Origin of the sequence: Nocardia noduli, assembly GCF_019038455.1 — a bacterium.
Taxonomy (GTDB): Bacteria; Actinomycetota; Actinomycetes; order Mycobacteriales; family Mycobacteriaceae; genus Nocardia; species Nocardia noduli.
The window spans coordinates 1-558 of the sequence record NZ_JAFMPL010000262.1; the positions used below are offsets into that span (position 1 = coordinate 1).

Genomic DNA, 558 nt, shown 5'->3' on the forward strand with positions numbered 1-558 from the left:
GTTTCTTGACCTCGTGCTGGCTCTTGCCGCAGAAGGAGCAATACAGGGTTTTTTCGCTGGAAGAGCCTTTTTTCTCGGCCATGTGGGCATTGCCTCGTGTTGCAGGACGTTGCAGGGATGATAACGAAATGGAAAACGGCGCCGTGCCGGAGGGAGCCGGCAGGCGCCGCCGGAGGCAACGCCGCCTCGGATCAGGGCCGCTGGGCGACGACCTGGTCGACGAGGCCGTATTCCTTGGCTTCGTCGGCGGTGAGGAAGTAGTCGCGCTCGGTGTCCGCCTTGACCTTGTCGAGCGGCTGTCCGGTGCGCTCGGCCAGGATGCGGTTCATCTGGTCCTTGGTGCGCAGGATGTCGCGGGCGTGGATCTCGATGTCCGTCGCCTGGCCGCGGGCGCCGCCGAGCACCTGGTGGATCATGATCTTCGAATTGGGCAGCGAAAAACGCTTGCCCTTGGCGCCGGCCGCCAGCAGGAAGGCGCCCATGCTGGCCGCGAAGCCCAGGCACATGGTGGACACGTCCGGCTTGATGAACTGCATCGTGTCGTAGATGGCCATGCCC

General features: G+C 64.2%; 1 protein-coding gene. It reads right to left on the minus strand.

Annotation, left to right across the window (positions count from 1 at the left end):
- Positions 1-191: 191 nt before the first annotated feature.
- Positions 192-558 (minus strand): ATP-dependent Clp protease proteolytic subunit (locus JZ792_RS43670; protein ID WP_216918429.1); only part of this gene is annotated, 367 nt, incomplete at its 5' end.